15 protein-coding genes are annotated in these 15883 nt (G+C 62.7%); 12 read left to right on the forward strand and 3 right to left on the reverse strand.

Going from position 1 to position 15883, the window contains the following annotated elements; genetic code table 11:
* The first annotated feature begins 24 nt into the window (after positions 1-24).
* The 5 genes from BN1188_RS19800 to BN1188_RS19820 all read left to right on the forward strand — a co-directional run bounded on the left by BN1188_RS19800 (position 25) and on the right by BN1188_RS19820 (position 4129).
* Positions 25-342 carry a type II toxin-antitoxin system PrlF family antitoxin gene (locus tag BN1188_RS19800; RefSeq protein WP_040263360.1) on the forward strand — a complete coding sequence of 106 codons (318 nt, stop codon included), beginning with the start codon at positions 25-27 and terminating at the stop codon, positions 340-342.
* A complete protein-coding gene (locus BN1188_RS19805) occupies positions 342-803 on the forward strand; it encodes a type II toxin-antitoxin system YhaV family toxin (protein ID WP_040263362.1) in 462 nt (153 codons plus the stop codon). The genes BN1188_RS19800 and BN1188_RS19805 overlap by 1 nt, the downstream gene beginning before the upstream one ends.
* A gap of 211 nt (positions 804-1014) precedes the next feature.
* The gene (locus BN1188_RS19810; protein WP_040263364.1) at positions 1015-1827 is read left to right on the forward strand and encodes an endonuclease/exonuclease/phosphatase family protein; all 813 of its coding nucleotides are present in this window, start codon (positions 1015-1017) and stop codon (positions 1825-1827) included.
* Positions 1824-3059, forward strand: coding sequence for a cardiolipin synthase ClsB (gene clsB / locus BN1188_RS19815; RefSeq protein WP_040263366.1), 1236 nt, complete (start codon positions 1824-1826; stop codon positions 3057-3059). The genes BN1188_RS19810 and clsB overlap by 4 nt, the downstream gene beginning before the upstream one ends.
* On the forward strand, positions 3056-4129 hold the full coding sequence (locus BN1188_RS19820; RefSeq protein WP_052469402.1) for a lysylphosphatidylglycerol synthase domain-containing protein: 1074 nt from the start codon (positions 3056-3058) through the stop codon (positions 4127-4129). The genes clsB and BN1188_RS19820 overlap by 4 nt, the downstream gene beginning before the upstream one ends.
* Here the strand turns inward: BN1188_RS19820 and BN1188_RS19825 are convergent.
* Positions 4111-6162: a hybrid sensor histidine kinase/response regulator gene (locus BN1188_RS19825; protein ID WP_052469403.1), complete on the reverse strand. Its 2052-nt coding sequence runs from the start codon at positions 6160-6162 to the stop codon at positions 4111-4113. The two genes, BN1188_RS19820 and BN1188_RS19825, sit on opposite strands and share 19 nt — an antisense overlap.
* 229 nt (positions 6163-6391) lie before the next feature.
* On the opposite strand from BN1188_RS19825, the gene BN1188_RS19830 reads away from it, so the two are divergent.
* Complete coding sequence (locus BN1188_RS19830) at positions 6392-7186, forward strand: CSS-motif domain-containing protein (RefSeq protein WP_157395828.1); 795 nt, start codon at positions 6392-6394, stop codon at positions 7184-7186.
* Between the two features lie 46 nt (positions 7187-7232).
* Here BN1188_RS19830 and hppD read toward each other — a convergent pair whose 3' ends face one another.
* On the reverse strand, positions 7233-8309 hold the full coding sequence (hppD, locus tag BN1188_RS19835) for a 4-hydroxyphenylpyruvate dioxygenase (RefSeq protein WP_040263369.1): 1077 nt from the start codon (positions 8307-8309) through the stop codon (positions 7233-7235).
* Between the two features lie 394 nt (positions 8310-8703).
* On the opposite strand from hppD, the gene BN1188_RS19840 reads away from it, so the two are divergent.
* Positions 8704-10275, forward strand: coding sequence for an EAL domain-containing protein (locus BN1188_RS19840; RefSeq protein WP_040263372.1), 1572 nt, complete (start codon positions 8704-8706; stop codon positions 10273-10275).
* Between the two features lie 45 nt (positions 10276-10320).
* Positions 10321-11202, forward strand: a complete 882-nt coding sequence (rarD, locus tag BN1188_RS19845) for an EamA family transporter RarD (RefSeq protein ID WP_040263374.1) — start codon at positions 10321-10323, stop codon at positions 11200-11202.
* Positions 11203-11213: 11 nt separating this feature from the next.
* Here rarD and BN1188_RS19850 read toward each other — a convergent pair whose 3' ends face one another.
* Positions 11214-12149 (reverse strand): AEC family transporter, encoded by a 936-nt coding sequence (locus tag BN1188_RS19850; RefSeq protein ID WP_040263376.1) that lies wholly within the window; start codon positions 12147-12149, stop codon positions 11214-11216.
* Between the two features lie 165 nt (positions 12150-12314).
* On the opposite strand from BN1188_RS19850, the gene BN1188_RS19855 reads away from it, so the two are divergent.
* Genes BN1188_RS19855 through BN1188_RS19870 form a run of 4 tightly spaced genes read left to right on the forward strand, consistent with a single transcriptional unit; the run spans position 12315 to position 15847 of the window.
* The gene (locus BN1188_RS19855) at positions 12315-12938 is read left to right on the forward strand and encodes a paraquat-inducible protein A (RefSeq protein WP_040263377.1); all 624 of its coding nucleotides are present in this window, start codon (positions 12315-12317) and stop codon (positions 12936-12938) included.
* A complete protein-coding gene (locus tag BN1188_RS19860; RefSeq protein ID WP_040263379.1) occupies positions 12935-13549 on the forward strand; it encodes a paraquat-inducible protein A in 615 nt (204 codons plus the stop codon). Before BN1188_RS19855 ends, BN1188_RS19860 begins: the two co-directional genes overlap by 4 nt.
* A complete protein-coding gene (locus BN1188_RS19865; protein ID WP_040263381.1) occupies positions 13542-15215 on the forward strand; it encodes a PqiB family protein in 1674 nt (557 codons plus the stop codon). The genes BN1188_RS19860 and BN1188_RS19865 overlap by 8 nt, the downstream gene beginning before the upstream one ends.
* Complete coding sequence (locus BN1188_RS19870; RefSeq protein ID WP_052469404.1) at positions 15212-15847, forward strand: PqiC family protein; 636 nt, start codon at positions 15212-15214, stop codon at positions 15845-15847. The genes BN1188_RS19865 and BN1188_RS19870 overlap by 4 nt, the downstream gene beginning before the upstream one ends.
* Positions 15848-15883 lie beyond the last annotated feature (36 nt).

Consider the following 15883-nt stretch of genomic DNA (forward strand, 5'->3'; position numbering starts at 1 on the left):
GCCCTGCCTATTCAGGAGAACCTTATGCCTGCCATCTACGAAATCGCCACGTTGACCTCGAAGGGGCAGGTCACACTGCCCAAATCCGTTCGCCAGCTGCTGGGCATTGATACAGGTGGCAAGATTGCATTTGACGTACGCGAGGGTGTAATCGTGGTCAGCCGTGTAGAAACGGCCCACGAAGATCCTGCTATCGGTGCGTTCCTGGGTTTGCTGGAGGCTGATATCCGAGGCGGCCGCAACCTCTCCACTCTGCAGGAAGACTTGGCGCAAACCATGCTCGCCAACGCAAACCACTCTGTAAACCTGGACGAAGATATCGAGGGTGAGGTCGCGATCTGATGCTGCGACATGGCTGGTCACTGTTATTTCATGAAGGTGTGATTTTACAGCTACGCAAATTGCAAGAAGCCGCCGCCCGAGCCGAGCAGAACGATCCGCAAGGTTTTGAGGGCAACGCCAACGTCAAGCTGTTTCGGGCATTGAGCCATCTGATCATGGAGGCTGTGCCAGCCGACCCAGGCCGTGATGAGTTCCGCCAAGGCAATACGCTGGGCACCGCCTACAGACATTGGCGCCGCGCAAAAATTGGCAGACGCTTTCGGCTGTTTTTTCGCTACGACTCAAGGTCCAAGGTCATCGTCTATGCATGGGTCAACGACGAAAATACCCTGCGGTCCGCAGGCAGCAAATCCGATCCCTATGCCGTATTCGAGAAGATGCTGGGCCACGGCAACCCTCCTAATGACTGGGATGCGCTGACGGCTGCGACGCGTAGCGACTGGGACGAGCCCAAAGCATAGGTTGCGCAAATGGCTGAGGGAGTGCACGTTCTGCGCCAGCCCATCCCCGATGCGTCCACTGTAATCCACTCCGTTCTTCGAGCCATAGCCCCAGTGATCCAAGAAGTTCACTGCGCGCAGCCGGTGGGCTCCCGCCGACCGCTGAACCATCCCAGACCCGGTCAGTCCGACTATCAGGACCGTTAACCGACCGCTTTGGAGAGCTTGGCCGATGGCAACACAGGATTTCCGGCCTCGGGATGAGCAGGTCACGGCCGCGGATGTGCTTCCCGAACAAGCCCCGCCCGTGCATGCCCTGCACATCCTCACCGTCAATACCCATAAGGGCTTCAGCCCATTGAACCGGCGCTTCGTGCTGCCCGAGCTGCGCGAAGCCGTGCGCGCGACGTCCGCGGACGTGGTATTTCTGCAAGAAGTGCTAGGCGTGCACCGGCGTCATGGCGAGCGCTATGACAACTGGAGCGATGTGCCTCAATATGAATTCCTGGCCGACAGCATCTGGCCAGTGTTCGCCTACGGACGTAACGCCGTGTACCCTGATGGCGAGCACGGCAATGCCCTGCTTTCCAAGTTTCCTATCCTTCATCACAAAAACCATGACGTCAGCGTCGCCGGGCAGGAAGAGCGCGGCTTGCTGCACTCGGTGCTGGCGGTGCCCGGGCATGAACAGGTGCATACCATCTGTGTGCACCTGGGCCTTCGCGAAAACCAACGCCAGCGACAATTGCAACTGCTCTGCGAATTGCTGGACAGCCTGCCCGCCGATGAGCCAGTGATCGTGGCTGGCGATTTCAATGACTGGCGTCAGCAAGCCGACAAGGTGCTTGCCGGTTGCGGTTTGCTCGAAGCCTTCGCCCAGGCCCATGGCGCGCCCGCGCGGAGTTTCCCCGCCCGCTTTCCCCTGCTGCGCCTGGATCGCATCTATCTGCGCAATGCCACAGCCCACGCACCCTTGGCACTGTCACGCAAACCCTGGTCGCATCTGTCCGACCATGTCCCCCTGGCCGTGGAGGTACGCTTGTGAGCGAACATTGGCGCGACAACAACGCCATCGCCTTATTGATCAATGGCGAGGAATTCTACACCAGCGTATTCGAGGCCATCGCCCAGGCACGCGAAGAAGTGCTGATCGAGACCTTCATCCTGCGCGATGACAAGGTGGGCAGCCAACTGCAAGAAGTACTCACCGCAGCCGCCGCCCGCGGAGTACGGGTGGAAGTGCTGGTGGACGGATATGGCAGCGCTGAACTGTCGCCGCAGACGCTGCATGACCTGTCCGTGGCGGGAGTCCGGGTACTGGCATTCGACCCGAGCAAGCCCATGCTGGGCATGCGTACCAACCTGTTCCGCCGACTGCATCGCAAGATCGTGGTGGTGGACGGTGAGATCGGCTTCGTTGGCGGGATCAACTTTTGCGCTGACCATCTGGGTGATTTCGGCCCCATGGCCAAACAGGACTATGCCGTCCAGGTACGTGGACCGATCGTGGCTGACTTGCACCGCGCCTCGTTGGCATTGATGGACCAGACCAGCCGGGTCAAGCGCGAGCCCAAGCCCTGGCTCACCGAGCGGGTACCGCTGCAGCCCGACAGCGCCCGGGCGCGGATGCTGCTCAGTATCCGCGACAACAACGAGCATACCAACGACATCGAGGCCCATTACCTAAAGGCCATCGAAGGCGCCCGCGAGCGAGTCCTGATCGCCAACGCCTATTTCTTCCCCGGGTATCGCCTGCTGCGGGCCCTGCGCAACGCCGCGCGCCGCGGAGTAAAGGTGACACTGATCCTGCAAGGCATGCCGGACATGCCCCTGGTTCGCTTGTGTTCCCGGCTGCTCTACAACTATCTGTTACGCGACGGCGTGGTCATCCGTGAATACACCACGCGCCCGCTTCACGGCAAGGTCGCCCTGGTCGATCAACGCTGGTCCACCGTAGGCTCCAGTAACCTGGACCCCTTGAGCCTGTCGCTGAACCTGGAAGCGAACCTGGTCATCGACGACGCAGCGTTCAATGAACGGCTCTATGATCACCTCAGCCAGCTGGCTGAACAGGAATGCAAAAGCATCACTCTGCAACGCGTGTTGCGCGGTTACTGGTGGCGAGCACCGCTGATCTTCCTCAGCTTCCACTTCCTGCGTCATTTCCCGGCCTGGATCGGCCTGTTACCTGCCCATTCACCACGGCTCAAGCCTTGGACGACCGTCAACGAGACGGCCGAGCCCGGCAACGCCCTCAACCCTGGGAAAAGCCTATGAACCGCCCCGTGGATCCAGCCGCCGAGGCCAGCAACCCAGGCGGTCAACGCAAGCCGCGCTCGAAGAAATGGTTATGGGCCAAGCGGCTGATGACCTGGAGCTGTTTCATTCTAGTGCCCGTGCTGCTGTTCATGCTCGTACGCAACCTGGACTGGGCAGAGGTCACCCATGCGTTGCGCTCATACAAGCTCAGTACCCTGCTGATTGGGGGTGGCCTGGCTTTACTCAGCTACCTGGTGTTCAGTTCCTACGACCTGATCTCGCGTCGCTATACAGGGCACCGCCTGCCCACCACCAAGGTCTTGCCCTTGGCCTTCGTTTGCTACGCCTTCAACCTCAACCTCAGTTCCTGGGTGGGAGGGATCGCCCTGCGCTACCGCCTCTATGGCAAGCTGGGCCTGAGCGTAGCCACCATCACCAAGATCCTCAGCCTGGGCCTGGTCACCAACTGGCTTGGCTACCTGCTGCTAGGCGGCGTGGTATTCGCCATGGGCCTGCCTGCCCTGCCTGATAGCGTGAAGATAGGTACCACCGGGCTGCGCCTGATCGGCGTAGCGATGGTCTTGGCCGGTTGCGCCTACCTGCTGGCCTGTCGCTTTTCCAAGCGTCGGACCTGGCGCGTGCGCAACCAGGAAATCACCCTTCCGTCCTTCCGCCTGGCCGCGCTGCAAGCAGCGACCGGCGCCTGCAACTGGGCGCTGATGGGCGCATTGATCTTTACGCTACTCCCGGAAAAGGTCGATTACCTGACGGTGTTGGCCATTCTGCTGATCAGCAGTATCGCAGGCGTGATCACACACATTCCCGCGGGGCTGGGCGTACTGGAAACCATCTTCATCTCGCTGCTGCAAGGGCAATATTCCAAGGGGGCCTTGCTGGCCGCGCTGATTGCCTATCGGGCGTTGTACTTCCTGCTTCCATTGGCCATCGCCTGCCTGCTTTACCTGGTGCTGGAGCGCAAGACTGCCAAGGGTGAAGACCAGGTTTCCACAGCCCAACCCCAACAGGCACGCGACAACGAGCCCGCAGCGAAAAGCACCGAGAGCAAGCGCTATCCTGCGGCCGGATGACCCAGCAGTTGACTGACACGTCGCCCGAGCTCTTCCAGGGAAAAGGGCTTGGTCAGCGTGTCCATCCCTTGATCCCGACCACCCTGCGGCCTCTCGGGCTGCTGGGCATAACCGGTGATGAACAGCACGGGCAGGCCAGGGCGTAGGCTGCGCGCGGCCTGCGCCACTTGACGACCGTCGAGCCCACCCGGCAATCCTATGTCTGTGACGAGAATGTCTATAGTCGCGGGGCGCCGAAGTTCATCCAAGGCCCCCGCGCCATCCGCCGCGCACACCACCTGGTAGCCGAGTCCTCGCAGGGTTTCAGCGAGCAACGAACGGATCTCGGCTTCATCGTCAACCAGAAGTACGGTTTCCGAGGCCTGGGCAGGTTGCACGGGCGAGCTAGGAACCTCCGGTGCTACCACCGCCGAGGCGACCCTCGGCAAATAGATATCAACGCTGGTTCCCTGGCCAGGCGTGGACTGGATGCGCACAGTCCCGCCGGATTGCCGGGCGAAGCCGTACACCATCGAAAGCCCGAGCCCCGTGCCCTGGCCCATGGGTTTGGTGGTATAGAAGGGGTCGAATACCCGGGCAAGCACTTCGGGGCCCATGCCAGTGCCCGAATCGGTGACCCGGATCACTACATAGGCACCCGGCGCCAGGGCCTCGCCGCCGGTTGCCTCGGCTCGTTGCTCGTGAAGCGCACAGCCGAGCCTGAGACTACCACCCCCTGGCATGGCATCTCGGGCATTGATGCACAGGTTCAACAGGGCGCTTTCCAGCTGGTTCGGATCGGCCATCACGCACCAGGCCGGATTGCCGAGCTCCCAGATACAGTGGATGCTCGGCCCCAAGGTTTGCTGTATCAAGGCTTCCAGTCCTTCAATCAGTGCCGCCACCGGTACCGGCCTGGCATCCAGCGTCTGTCGCCTGGCAAAGGCCAGTAGCCGGTGGGTCAGTACCGCGGCCCTTTCAGCGGCGCCTCGGGCCGAAGCGATGTAGCGTTCCAGCTGCTCCGTACGGCCCTGCTCGAGACGCCTGCTCATCAGTTCCAGGCTGCCGGATATAGCGGTGAGCAGGTTATTGAAGTCGTGGGCCAATCCCCCAGTGAGCTGCCCCACCGCCTCCATCTTCTGGCTGTGGCGCAATAGTTCTTCGGTCTGTTCCAGCGCGGCGGCGCGCTCGCGTTCAACCGTCACATCGCGGCCTACCGCATTGTAGAAGCCTCCCCCAGGCACGGCTGCCCAGTTGATCCAGCGGTACCCGCCGCGCTTGTGCCGCAAGCGACAGTCCATGTCGCGAAGCGTCTGGCCTTGCGCCAATGCTTGCGCGGCCCGCTGGCACACTGGCACGTCATCGGGATGCAGATAATCGAGGATGCTGCTGCCAAGCAACTCTGCCTCGGTGCGGCCCAACACCGTCTCCCAGGCCGGATTCGCCGCGGTTATCACCAGGTCAGCCTGGGTAACCAGCATGATGTCGGTGGAAAGCTGCCATAGCCGATTACGGTCGGCCGTACGTTCGGCTATCTCCCGCTCGAACTGGCTGGCCAATGCCTTGAGGTCGCGCTCGGCCTGGACCCGAGCCGTGGTTTCCAGCACAGTGCCCAGCACAGCTACCACCTGACCCTGGGCATCCCGTTGCGGGCTGAAGGAGAAGGTATACCAGGCCGGTTCCCGGTGCCCATTGCGCTCGGCCGGCAGGCAATGGTCCTCACCCTGACAGGCCAGCCCGGCAAAAGCGCGAGCGACCATGGGCGCCAGCCGAGGCCCTGCGTGCGGCCATAAGGCCTCGAAGGGTTGCCCCACCACGGGCGCTCCCTGATGCAAAAGACCAGCGAAGGCATCGTTGTAGAACGTGTGCTGGGCCTCGCTCCAGATAAGACACTGCGGGAAGCGCGACTCGAGGATGGAGAACAGCCCATGCTTGAGGCAATCCGGCCAGCCCTGCCAGCGCCCCAAGGGGCTGTCTTGCCACGGATAGCTACGAATCCGGTCGCTCATCGCACCTTGCGAATAAGGGAAGGACAACATCTTTGACTGGAGCATCGGCTAGGCCTTGAGCACAACGACAGGACCATTCTTGACCAACCAGCCGGCAACCGCAATCAAACGGATCCGTTCCCTGTCGCAGGTCAATAAATCTCCCAACGCCAGGCGTATTCCTTCAAAGCATCGCGTGCTTTCCCATGGTGACAATCGCCCGCCAGGCCTCTACGGGGCAAGGGTTCATCTCTAGGCTGCGTCATATCAACGGCAGCTGAGGATGGACATGCTCATGACAGGCCCACAACGTTCAACAGGCTCGGCGCTGGCCTGGTCGCTTGGCGCGGCAGCCGTGCCGCTCATTGCAGGCTTCGGGCTGACCTGGGCGATGGTCGACGACGCTTTGCGCAAACAGAACATCGCCATCGGCCAGGCTGCGGTCACCAGTATCGACCGCTTACTGGACGAAGTCACAGGTACTTCCGAGGCCCTGGTGCCGTTACTGGGGCAACGCTGCGAAACGGTCCTGCCCACGCTGCGCGCCGTCGTCAGTGAAAACCCCTGGGTACGCTCCGCCAGCCTGCTGTACAAGAGCAAAGCCTATTGCCACAGCGTCAACGGGACTACTGGCGCGCCTGCCGGGCCGAACCGCTCCGTGCCGGGTGATCTTCGCGCCTCGACCCTGACACTCCAGCACCCGGGAAGCCGCGTCCAGGACCATGGCACCCTGCGTTCGCTCCATGACGACGGCACCCATGGCGTGGAAGTGCTGATAGACAACCGGGTACTGGTGGATCGACTGGACCTTATCAGCGGCAGCACGGATGTAGCCATGAACGTCAATGGCATGTACCTCTGGGATGACGGCTCACTGCTGAGAGGAGAACTTCGCCAGAACCCCCGCTACCGGGCGCAGACCCTGTCGGCCCGCTATGACTATGCCATGCACAGCAGTGTATCGGCCGAGGACCTGGTGAACCTGCTCACCGGCAAGCTGACCACGTTGCTCGGTACCCTGATGATGGGGTCCATATTAAGCGGCGGGCTGTGCCACTGGCTGTTGACACGGCCACGACGCGAACTCTGAGCGTTAGGCCAGGAGGCAGCTGTCACCCTGCCTGCTGCCTCAACCTTCATGATGTTTGCAGAACGCCTCTACGAACCTGGTCTCGCTCGATGGATTCGAACAAGGCCTTGAAGTTGCCCTCTCCGAAACCTTCATCACCCTTTCGCTGGATGAACTCGAAGAATACAGGCCCAAGCAGGGTTTCGGAAAATATCTGCAAGAGCAGACGCTTGTCGCCGGCCTCACTGGCACCATCCAGCAGGATGCCGCGGCTGCGCAGCGCTTCGGTGGGCTCGCCGTGACCAGGTACGCGCTCCTCGAGCATTTCATAATAGGTAGCCGGAGGCGCCGTCATGAACCGCATGCCCAAGGCCTTCAGGGCATCCCAGGTCGCGACGAGATCGTCAGTGAGGAAGGCCACATGCTGAATACCCTCACCATTGAACTTCATGAGGAACTCTTCGATCTGCCCTGCGCCCTTGGAGGACTCTTCGTTCAACGGAATGCGGATAAGCCCGTCGGGCGCGGTCATGGCCCTGGAGGTCAGCCCGGTATACTCGCCGGTAATGTCGAAGTAGCGAATCTCGCGGAAGTTGAACAGCTTCTCATAGAACCCGGCCCAGTAACTCATCCGCCCGCGATACACATTGTGGGTCAGATGGTCGATGATTTTCAGGCCCGCTCCGCGCGGATGCCGGTCCACCCCTTCCAGGAACACGAAGTCGATATCGTAAATGGAGCTGCCTTCCCCGAACCGGTCGATCAGGTACAGGGGCGCGCCGCCAATGCCCTTGATCGCAGGCAGCCGCAACTCCATCGGCCCGGTGGGAATCTCGATCGGCTGGGCTCCAAGCTCCAGCGCCCTGGCATAGGCCTGCTGGGCATTGGCTACCCGGAACGCCATGCCGCAAGCCGAAGGCCCATGCTCGGCGGCGAAGTAGGAAGCCACGCTGTGTGGCTCGCTGTTGAGGATGAGGTTGATCTCGCCCTGGCGATACAGGCGGACCTGCTTGGAACGATGGTTGGCCACATGTGTAAAGCCCATCATGGCGAAAACGGGCTCCAGCACGTCCGGAGTGGGTGAAGCAAACTCGATGAACTCGAAGCCTTGCAGGCCCATGGGGTTTTCAAAGATATCAGGCATGATCGAACGCTCGTAGTAAATGGAATGAACCGGTACTCAACGAGCATCGAAAGGTGGCGCGCCAGGCAGCCCGCGGGTACTTCGCGACAGGTGGTCGCCCAGCAGCAACTGGAAACCGAATGACTGCATCCGAGGGCCTCCGCCTGGCCTTATTGTTTTATGCGTAATTGGATTCTACTTACCGTAATCCGCTTTGTCCTCGTAATTTTCTCCTCACATGCAGCGCTCCGCCAAATAGTGACGCTTGCGCATCGTTCCGCTGCTGATGCGCGGGGCCTGGAATGCGAGGACACACAGCGCTCAAGCACTTTCGTCTACATACGTCTATCATGCCGCCAGCCCAGGGCTACGACGCGAAGCAGCGCCAGCCCATTGCCTCTGACTGGAGCCTGTCATGCCGCTTCGCCGCAAGCCTCACCTATCCATTGGCCACTGGCTGGGCCTGGCCGCGATCACCCTCCTGCCGCTGGCTGCCGGCTTCCCCTTGCTAGGCTGGCAGGCCGAACGCGATCTTGCCAGCCAGTCGAGGTTTCAAGCCGCCCAGGCCGTGGCTGCATTGGAGCGGGTACTGGACAACGCGGCCGCCGCCGCGCAGGCACTGGCGGCCCTTCCTGGCCAGCCGTGCGAGCAGGCGGTGCTGGAACTGCGCCGTCAGGTGACCGGCAACCCCTATGTGCGCAGTACCGCGCTAGCCACCCCTGACACCGTTTACTGCACCTCATTGCAGGGCCCTTACAGCGAAGCCCTGGCCGCTGGCGATTTCGTGGCTGGTCGCTTGCGCCTGTTCGCCGCCGACCGGGTGACCCCAGGCCGTGCGTTGCTGGTCTATCGCCATCCCACCACCCAGGGTTCGGCTCTGGCCACCGTGGATGCAGAGCACCTGGGCAACGCCCTGGCCGTTGCCGAGCCGGGGAGCCAGTTGATCCTGAAAGTAGGCGCGGCCTGGCTGAAGGCGGATGGCACGGTAGCAGCCAACGAGCCACCCCGCTTCGAGGTGGCGGCCAGCATGGCGGCGTCCACGCGTTATCCGTTTTCCATCCTCAGTGGTTACCCAGGGTCCGCCACCGAACGGCAGTGGCTCAGGGACGCACCCATCCTGGCCCTGCTGGGGCTGTTGGGCCTGACGGCGGCGCTGGGCACGTACTGGCAGCGGCAACGTGCGGGGTCGCAGCGCCAGGAACTGGAGCGCGCCTTGGCCGCTGGCGAGTTCATTCCTTTCTTCCAGCCCATCGTCGCCAGCGACGACGGACGTTGCACGGGCCTGGAGGTGTTGATGCGGTGGCAGCATCCGGAAGACGGACTCATCCGGCCCGATCTGTTCACCCCCTACGCCGAAGGCTGCGGCCTGATCGTGCCCATGACCCGTGACCTGCTGCGCCAGACGGCTGCGATCCTGGCGCCGCAGCTTCCATGCCTGGAGGCTGGCTTCCATGTAGGGGTCAACCTCACGGCCGCTCATTGCGAGGCGCCTACCCTGGTCGAGGACTGTCGTGAGTTCCTTGAGCAGTTTCCCAAGGGCCATGTGCAATTGGTACTTGAACTGACCGAGCGTGAACTGATCGTGCCTACTGCGCAAACCCTGGAGCGACTGGCAGCGGTGCGAGCGCTGGGGGTGAAGATCGCTCTGGATGACTTTGGCACCGGGCATTCCAGCCTGGCCTATCTACAGCAGTTCCAGGTCGACTACCTGAAGATCGACCAGCGCTTCGTGGCGATGATCGACACCGAGGCGCTTAGCCGACATATCGTTGACAGCGTCATCGCCCTGTGCGCGAAACTGGGGCTGGACGTGGTTGCCGAAGGCGTCGAGACCGCGGCCCAGCACGCCTACCTGGCCAGCCATGGCGTGGCTTACCTACAAGGCTACCTGTTCGCCCGGCCCATGCACGCCGATGCATTCATCGACTATATAAGCAGTGCCCGCCCAAGGGCCGAGCAACTGGCATCCTGCGCCGCGCTAGGGTAACGTGCCGGCCCCGCCGCGCCCTGATCTTAGCCAATAGAGGTTTTCGTGTTCCGAGGCATCGCTGCATCCGTTCTCGCATCGTCGCTGTTTGCCCTGATGTACTACTACACCTCGTTCCTTCAGCCCTTGACCGGCGAGGAAGTGTTCGGCTGGCGAATGTTGCTGACCCTACCCTGCGTCACTCTGTTCCTGCTGATCACTGGCGACTGGCGGCTGGCCGCGGGGGTGCTGCGACGCATCGCCCAGCGACCGGTACGCCTGCTTGGGTCGATGGCCACGTCCGCCCTGATGGGCTTGCAGCTCTGGCTGTTCCTCTGGGCGCCCCTGCATGGCCGCAGCCTGGAAGTCTCCATGGGGTATTTTCTCCTGCCGCTGGCGATGGTGCTGACCGGCAAGCTGCTGTGGGGCGAGTCGCTGTCCCGCCCCCAGAAGATCGCCGTGGCCCTGGCCGCGCTGGGTGTAGGGCATGAGTTGGCGCGCCACGGCAGTTTCGCCTGGGAGACGCTGCTGGTCACTTTGGGCTACCCGGCCTATTTCATTCTGCGGCGGCGCCTGCGTACCGATCACCTGGGCGGCCTGTGGACCGACATGCTGCTGATGGCCCCTGCCGCGCTCTACTTCGTGCGCACCGGCCCGCTCAGCGAAGCGGACCTGGCCCAGCACCCAGCGCTCTGGTGGCTGATTCCCGGCCTCGGGGTGATCAGCGCGCTGGCCTTGGTCAGTTATGTTTTGGCGAGCCGCCAGTTACCGTTCAGCCTGTTCGGCCTGCTCAGCTATGTCGAGCCGGTGCTGCTGGTAGCGGTTTCGCTGATGCTTGGCGAAACCATCGCCCCTGAGCAATGGCCCACCTACGCCGCTATCTGGGCGGCGGTAGCCGTATTGGTCATGGCAGGGCTCAGGCATTTGCTCAAGCGAGGCGCGCGCTAGACAACGCGCCACTAGGGCAGTGACCGCGCCAACCCCAACCAGGCGCTCATGGTGAGAAAGGCCCCCAGGGTAGTCATCACCAGAGTAGCCGCGCAACGCTCTTCCAGACCGAAGCGCTGGCCCACGATGGGATACACGCTCATCATCGGAGCCGCGGCGAGGAGCACTCCAGCCAGCGCCAGCTGGGGTTCGATGCCGCCGACCAGCCACATGGCGGCAGCCACCAGTACCGGATGCAACAGCAGCTTGCCGAGACCTACACCGGCTATCTGCCGGAGATGCCCGCCGACCGGTGTACCGTATAGCACCCCGCCAATGGCCACCAGCGCGACCGGCACCGATGCCTCGGCCAGCAGTTGGATGACGCGCGCGACGGGTGGCGGTACTGACCAGCGGGTAAGCGACAGCATCAGGGCCAGCACGATACCGATAATCAGCGGGTTATGGCTCAAGCGCGCCAGGGTTTCCTCCATAATCCGCCTGGCGCCCCCTCCCTGCCCACGCCCCGCCTCGGCGAGGGCCAGCCCCAGTGGCACCAGCAGCAGGTTCTCCAGCAGCATGGTCAAGGCCAACGCGACGGCCGCGCCGGGCCCTGCGACCATCAGGGCAACGGGATAGCCGATCACGCCAGTGTTGCCCACGCACAGGCCCAGCCCGGCGATGGCCGCCTCCGTCCTGCTGGCGCCGCCGCGCCTGAAGGCGGCCCAGCCAAGCGCGAAACTGAGCAGCGAGGCCAGGGCATAGGCTGTCAGGTAGCCGGGCTCCAGCACCTGCCCGATCGGGCGTTGCCCCAGGGCCTGAATCAACAGGCAGGGCAACGCCAGGGTGATCACGAAGGCGCCTAGTCCGCGCACCTGTTCACTACTGACAAGGCCGAACCGGCGCAACAGGTAACCCAGGCCAATCAAAATGAAAATGGGCGAAGTGATCCCCAATACCGCAGCCATGCTATCCCTGCCTTCGTCAGTTTTGCGCGAGCATGCGCACACTGCAGCCAGCGGGCAAGGCTTTTGCCTGGCCACGGCGGGATATTTTCCCCGCTGGCGCTTTCCAAACCCCAGGCGCGCGGCTTCCATAGACAGCGGCCCTCAGTTTGAAGAGAATGCTGCCCCATGCCCTTTACCCCTCCAATCGCCCCTGCCTGGCTTATCTGCGAGCATTGCGACACGCTGTACCGCCCCGTGCCCTTGCGGCCTGGCGAGAGCAGCGCGTGCCTGCGTTGTGGCGCGGTCCTGGAACGGGGACGTCGCTCGACCACGCAGCAGCAGTTTGCCCTGGCGCTGACCGCGGCGATTCTGTTCGTGTTCGCCAACGCCTTTCCGGTCATCTCGATCAGCCTGGAAGGCCTGAGCAATGCGGCTACCCTGCTGCAGTCGGTGGAAGCGCTCAACCAGGGACGCATCACTCCCATGGCCGCGGTCACGGGCCTGACCATCATACTGGCGCCATTGCTGCAGGTTACCCTGCTTTGCTGGGTGCTGGGACACGCCTGCCTGGACCGAGTCGCCCCAGGCTTTCGCCTGTGCATGCGTACCCTGGAACACCTGCGGCCCTGGAGCATGCTGGAGGTCTGCCTGCTGGGCATACTGGTCGCCATCATCAAGCTCGGGGGGATGCTCGATGTGCACGCGGGTGTAGGCCTGTGGGCCCTGGCCATGCTTACGGTGCTGCTGATCAGCCTGGGCAGCCGGCAGGTACGTTACCTGTGGCGCCAGTTCGAAGGGCGCCTGCCATGAGCGGCCTGCCCTACGCCATCCAAGCGGGTCTGCAACTGTGTCATGTCTGTGGCAACGCTTGCCCCCTGGCCGGCCAGCACTGCCTGCGCTGCCAATCCTCCCTGCATCGGCGCAAACCCGACAGCGTGGCGCGTACCTGGGCCTTCCTCATCGCCGCACTGATCTTCTACATACCCGCCAACCTGCTGCCGGTGATGAATACCCTCATGTTCGGCAATGCCAGCGAGAACACCATCATGAGCGGGGTGATCGAGTTCTGGGAAGGCGGCTCCTGGGACATCGCCCTGCTGATCTTCTTCGCCAGCGTGGTGGTGCCGTCGCTGAAATTCTTCATCCTGGGCTTTCTCTTGATAACCGTTCAGAAGCGCAGCCGCTGGGCGATGCGGGAACGCTCGAAGCTGTTCCGCTTCATCGAGCTGATCGGCTATTGGTCCATGCTCGATGTACTGGTGGTGGCCCTGGTCACCGCGCTGGTCCAATTCAATGCGCTAAGCAGTATCGAGCCCCGCCTGGGGATTCTCTTTTTTGGCCTGGTGGTAGTGCTGACGATGCTCGCCGCCATGAGTTTCGATCCCCGGTTGATCTGGGATGCTGAGGTAAACGATGACTGAGCAAGGACAGCCCGCCGGGCCTGCTGGCGTCACGGCGCCCGCCGTACGCAAACGGCGGTTCAATGTATCGCTGGTATGGCTGGTGCCCATCGCGGCAGCCTTGGTCGGGCTGTCCATGCTGGTGCATGACAGCCTGTCGGCCGGGCCCACCATCAATATCCAGTTCCAGACCGCCGAAGGGCTTGAGGCCAACAAGACCCAGGTCAAATACAAGAACGTAGTGATTGGCCGGGTAACGGATATCGAACTGGCACCAGACCGCTCCCATGTCGTGGCGAGCGTGGCACTCAATGCCTCGGCCCAGGCCTTCACCGCGGCCGACTCCACCTTTTGGGTGGTGCGGCCGCGCATCGGCGCCCAAGGGGTATCCGGCGTCGACACCCTTCTTTCCGGTGCCTTCATCGGTGCCGACGCTGGGTCGGCCCAGGACACTCGCAAAGATTTCGTGGGGTTGGAAACACCGCCGGCCATCACTTATGGCGAGCGCGGCAGGCGATTTACCTTGCGTACCGAAGACCTGGGATCACTCGACATCGGCTCCCCGGTCTATTACCGGCGCATCCAGGTCGGCCAGGTGATCTCCTATGAACTGGCCGAGGATGGCAAGGGCGTCGACGTGGAGATTTTCGTAAACGCTCCCAATGACCAGTACGTGACCACTGACTCGCGTTTCTGGAATGCCAGCGGCGTTGACGTCTCCCTTGGCGCCAATGGGCTGAAGGTTAATACTCAATCGGTTTCCGCCATCCTGGCCGGGGGCATTGCCTTTGTGGAGCCCCGCTGGAGTCCAGACAACACTGCCGCGCCGGAACATGCCAAGTTCGAGCTTTATGATGATCAGGAATCGGCACTGGCACCCCCCGATGGCGAGCCGCGCTACATTCGCATGCGCTTCGACCAGGCGCTGCGTGGGTTGGCGGTCAACGCTCCGGTGGAGTTTCACGGCGTCAACCTCGGGCGGGTTGTATCCGTGGACCTGGACTACGACCTGGACAAGAAAACCTTCCCGACCATGGTGGGTGCCGTGATCTACCCGGCGCGCCTGGGCAAGGCCCATGAGAAAATCCTCTCCCAATGGGGCGCTGAAGACGATGAACGCTCGGCACAGCTGATGGCCGCCTTCGTCAAGCAGGGGTTGCGAGCCCAGGCTCGCACGGCGAACCTGATCACCGGCCAGCTGTACATATCATTGGACTTCGTGCCCAAGGCACCGCCGGTAGCCTTCGACATGGCGGCGCGGCCCTTGCAGGTCCCCACGGTTCCCGGCAGCCTGGACAAACTCCAGGAGCAGTTGCAAGCCATGGTGGACAAGTTCAGCAAGCTGCCACTGGACCAGATCGCCAACAACCTCAACGGCAGCCTGAGTGAAATGAGCAAGACCTTGCAGCAGGTCAACACCAGCATGTTGCCGCAGCTGAACGATACCTTGGCACAGACCCGCAAGACCCTGGCCGCGGCCGAGCAGACCCTTGGCGAGGATTCTCCGCAGCGTCAACAGCTGGGCGATGCGCTGGGCGAAGTCGAGCGCACCGCCAAGTCCGTGCGAGCACTGACCGATTACCTGGGCCGTCATCCGGAGGCGCTGATCCGTGGGCGCACCCGCGAGGGTCAGCCTGATGCCTATCGCTCCACCACATCCACGTCCAGGGAGTCCGAAGCCCGATGAACGCCATTCTTGCCCGTGTTCGAACGCTGGGCTTGCCAGTGCTGCTTGCCGCCTGCGCCTCCACCCCGACGGGATACCATACCCTGCTGGCGCCCCAGGACCAGGCCGGGCATCTCCCCGCCGCCGCGCCAGGCTATCAGTTCGAGATGCAGCAAGTGCGCATGCCGGTTCAGGTAGACCAGCCGCAGTTGGTGATTCGCCAGGGTGAAGGCAGCCTCGCCATCCTGGAGAGCGAGCGTTGGGGCGCGCCCCTGGCTGACGAATTCCACGATGCGCTCACCCAGCGGCTCGAGCAACGGCTCGGCACGCGGGACGTGGCTGGGCTACCACGCGCCGGTGGCCTGCCTGTGCTGAGCGTGCGCCCGGACGTGCGCCGTTTCGAGACCGTGCCCGGACAATACGCCTTGATCGATGTGGTGTGGAGCCTGGGCTTGAGTGACCCGGCGACCCATGGGCGGCGTAACCTGACCTGTTCGAGCGTGCTCAGGCAGGCAACGAGCGGCGGGATTAGCGAATTGGTGCTGGCTCACCAGCAATTGATCGATCGGCTGGCCCAGACCATGAGCGGTACCATCGGGCAGTGGGTAGCGAACCCATCGAGCGGCTGCCCAATCACCGGGGCGGCGCGTTGACGGAGAGAAACAAGGCAGAACGGTTGAAACAGGTAT

This window comes from Pseudomonas massiliensis (assembly GCF_000826105.1).
In the GTDB taxonomy this organism is placed as follows: Bacteria; Pseudomonadota; Gammaproteobacteria; order Pseudomonadales; family Pseudomonadaceae; genus Aquipseudomonas; species Aquipseudomonas massiliensis.